The organism is Pirellulales bacterium, assembly GCA_036490175.1.
Lineage (GTDB): Bacteria > Planctomycetota > Planctomycetia > Pirellulales > JACPPG01 > JACPPG01.
The window spans coordinates 1-3437 of record DASXEJ010000337.1 but is presented as its reverse complement, the minus strand read 5'-3'; the positions used below and the strand labels follow the sequence as shown (position 1 = coordinate 3437).

General features: G+C 60.6%; 4 protein-coding genes and 1 tRNA gene. 4 read left to right on the top strand and 1 reads right to left on the bottom strand.

The genetic code is table 11. The annotated features are described in order from the left end of the window. Positions 1 to 858: class I tRNA ligase family protein (locus tag VGG64_25475; GenBank protein HEY1602981.1), on the bottom strand; the 858-nt coding region annotated here is incomplete at its 3' end. 131 nt (positions 859 to 989) lie between these two features. On the opposite strand from VGG64_25475, the gene VGG64_25470 reads away from it, so the two are divergent. The 4 genes from VGG64_25470 (at position 990) to VGG64_25455 (ending at position 3299) form a co-directional block, all read left to right on the top strand. After that, positions 990 to 1065, top strand: a tRNA-Thr gene (locus VGG64_25470). A 399-nt stretch (positions 1066 to 1464) separates the two neighbouring features. Further along, positions 1465 to 1845, top strand: a complete 381-nt coding sequence (locus VGG64_25465) for a hypothetical protein (protein ID HEY1602980.1) — start codon at positions 1465 to 1467, stop codon at positions 1843 to 1845. 360 nt (positions 1846 to 2205) lie between these two features. Further along, the gene (locus VGG64_25460) at positions 2206 to 2814 is read left to right on the top strand and encodes a hypothetical protein (GenBank protein HEY1602979.1); all 609 of its coding nucleotides are present in this window, start codon (positions 2206 to 2208) and stop codon (positions 2812 to 2814) included. Next, positions 2811 to 3299, top strand: a complete 489-nt coding sequence (locus tag VGG64_25455) for a hypothetical protein (protein ID HEY1602978.1) — start codon at positions 2811 to 2813, stop codon at positions 3297 to 3299. The genes VGG64_25460 and VGG64_25455 overlap by 4 nt, the downstream gene beginning before the upstream one ends. Positions 3300 to 3437: the final 138 nt, after the last annotated feature.

The following is a 3437-nucleotide window of genomic DNA, read 5'->3' as shown; positions in this document are numbered from 1 at the left end:
CCAGTCGCGCCACGACTCGCCTTTGCCGCTGGCCTCTGCCCATTCCCGCGTGGCCCCGATGTATTCGATCGGCGCATCGAACCAGACGTAGAAGACCTTGCCCTGAAGCTGCCCGTCGCCAATGTCGTCCGGCACGGGAATGCCCCACTCAAGGTCGCGCGTGATACCGCGGTCGTGCAAACCCTCGTCCAGCCACTTATGCGCAATCGAGGTAACAAGGATGGGCCAATCATTGCGGTGGTTGTTCACCCAGGTGCGCAGTTCGTCGACGAATTGCGATTGCTTCAGAAAGAGGTGCGCGCTGTCGCGTATCTCGATGTCCGTGGCGCCGGAGAGTGCCGACCGCGGGTTGACCAGATCCACGGGATCAAGCACCCGCGTGCAGTTCTCACACTGATCGCCGCGCGCCCGTTCGTAACCGCAATGCGGACAGGTGCCGATAACATAGCGATCGGGCAAGAAGCGGCGGTCGGCTTTGGAATAGACCTGCCTGGTGGTACGCACCTCGAGATGGCCGCGGGCCCAAAGTGCACGGGCAAATTGCTGGGTCAGTTCATGATTCGGCCGGCGCGAGGAGCGACCGAAGAAGTCCCAGGATAATCCGAAACGCGCACCCAATTCCTTCTGGATCTCGTGCTGCTCTGTGCAATAGGCGGCGACATCCTGCCCCGCCTCGAGCGCCGCAAGTTCGGCCGGCGTGCCATGCTCGTCGGTGGCGCAGATATAAAGCGTGTTGCGCCCTCGCGCTCGTTGGAAGCGCGCGAACACATCCGCCGGGAGCATCGAGCCCACAAGATTGCCCAGATGCTTGACGCCATTGATGTAAGGAAGCGCGCTGGTGACCAGGATGGAATTCATGAACGACCAAGAATGTGCGATAAACCCCGCGGGCCGCCACCATACCGAAGTGCGGCGCGGCGTCCAACCCGCCAGAGCCCTCCGAACCTGTTGCGTTTTCGCCCCCGGGCAGCGTATGTCCCCGTTCTGGGGCCGGCTTAGCTCAGCTGGTAGAGCACGTGATTTGTAATCACGGGGTCGCGGGTTCGATCCCTGCAGCCGGCACCAAACCCGTTCAACTCCCGCGAAGGATGTTGCACCCGGCAATTCAGGGAGCCGCGGCATGCATATACCTGCGCGGTCCACGGAGCGCGAAAGTTGCATGCTCAGATATAACGTAACCAATTGGTAAGCCTGTTGAGTACTGCGACGACGCGGTGTTTGGCAGAAGTGAGCTGGGCGATGATTACGAAGGCCATCTAACTCATTATGCCTTATGTCGTTTTTGATCGTTCCCATGTCATCAACAAATCTTCGCGCGCCTTCCCGGAACAAATTGATGGGAGCCGGTAACTAATCATCAGTCACGCCTCTACGTCCATCGCAACTTATCACAACTTCCCGAATTACGGCCATTGCTACGGTGGCTGCCATCAGGCGCCGCCAATCCAGAGAAGGGACAAAGCAATGTTGCAGAAACTCGCCTTTACGACGCTGGCAGTCGCAGGACTTCTTGCGCTCACGGCTGGCACGGGCTTCGCCCAGAACGCCCCCGGCAAGAAAATGGCCGGGGGATATGCGGTGATCAACTCGGACGGGAGCGTCCAGGTACAGCACAACGTGACGAGTGCCAGTCATCCAAATACCGGCGTTTATTATGTGCAAATGGCCAGGAAGGTCGACAATTGCGCAGCGACCGCGACTATTGCCGGAGATTCGCAGACGCTCGCGCCAGGATACGTCGTCATTGCCAAGCAAGGGGACATGATAAACGTCAACACCTATGCCACCCTGACACTACTGCCGGAAGACTATAAGTTCGATCTCATCGTCGACTGTGCGAAGTAACCTGCAAACAATTCGATCGATCCGCTTGACGGGCGAGTGGACAAAGGCCGGGGGCCTGTCCACTCGCCCGAAGAATTGCTGCAACCTCAGGGCGCTGCTCCCGTTCCCTACGCTGTCCCGCACGCCGTCGAACCGCCAATTGCCGCGTTCATCCGGGGTTCAGCTTGCGGAGACTACTCGTTAGGCGAACAACGGAACGGTATCATGCACCCTCGGTTTTCCATCGCTTCCCTGCTGCTTGCAGGCGCCACTTTGCTTGCGGCGCCGCTCTCGGCAGAACCCATCCACCACCCGGCAGCGCATGCTGTCGCGCCCCGTGCGGCGATCCATGCGCCCTCACGCCCCGTGTTTCACGCTGCCGTGCGACGGGGGATAGGCCGAGGTTTCGGTCGGCCTGGCTTCCATCCGCTCCACGCAGCAATTGTCGGCCATATTGGCTTTGCGCATTTCTCGTCGGTGCAGCGCGCGGCGTGGACGCATGGGCGCTGGTATCATCGCTGGTATAACGGCCGGTATGGCTGGTGGTGGAATGCGGGCGGTGCGTGGTTCTGGTACACGGCGCCAATTTATCCTTATCCGACCGCCGTCTCCGATTATTACTATGAGGATCCGTCTTACGACGAAGCCGGGCCTACGTGGTGGTACTGCTATAATCCATCCGGGTATTACCCCTATGTCCCCTATTGCTACGGAGCGTGGCGCCCGGTTCCGGCGCAGGGGTCCGGATATGACGAAAGCGGACCGGATCAAGGCCCCCCGCCTGATCAGCAGCAATACGACTATCAGCAGGCTCCGCCTCCGGGTTACGACCAAGGCCCTCCACCAGGGTATGGGCAGGGTCCGCAGCCGGGTTACAACCAAGGTTCGCCACCTCCGGGTTATGATCAGGGACCGCCGCCAGGCTATGACGAACAAGGTCCGCCTCCCGGCGAGCAGGGTGCGCCCAACGGTCAGCGAGGATCACAATGAGGATAACGCGAGCCATTGTTTTGACGACAGCGCTGGCAACCGTGCTGAGCGGCTGCGTCACGCCGCCTATGGGTCCCACTGTTCCGGTAATGCCGGGACAAAACAAATCACTTCAGGCATTCCAGGCTGACGAGTCGGTGTGCGAAGGGTTCGCAAGTCAACGCGTTGCCGGCGGCGCCGAGGCGGCAAATAACACCGCTATCGGGGAAGGCATTCTGGGCACAGCTCTTGGCGCTGGTCTCGGCGCGGCGGTCGGCGGTGGACGTGGCGCTGCCATCGGTGCCGCGTCGGGAGCGGTAGTGGGAACGGGTGTGGGCGCCAACACAAGCGCAGGCGCGCAATATTCCCTGCAGCATCGCTACGATATCGCTTATGCGCAATGCATGCAGACGAAAGGCAACAAGGTCCCGTGGCGGCACAGGGCTTACCCGCCACCGCCTCCTCCAGGCGCATATCCCTATCCGCCGCCGCCCCCTCCCTATTGAGACAAACAGTCAAATCCCCCGCAGCGAAAGCTGCGAGGGATTTTGCAATTTACAGGGTCCAGGAGATCAACCGCGGCGGCGGTCAGTGCTTCTGTGCCATTGCCGGTGGAAAATTTGCCGAGGTTGAAAGCGTGTCGG

Excerpts from the sequence above, each read along its gene's own strand:
- VGG64_25465 (HEY1602980.1), top strand. The coding sequence starts at position 1,465 with ATGTTGCAGAAACTCGCCTTTACGACGCTGGCAGTCGCAGGACTTCTT.
- VGG64_25455 (HEY1602978.1), top strand. The coding sequence starts at position 2,811 with ATGAGGATAACGCGAGCCATTGTTTTGACGACAGCGCTGGCAACCGTG.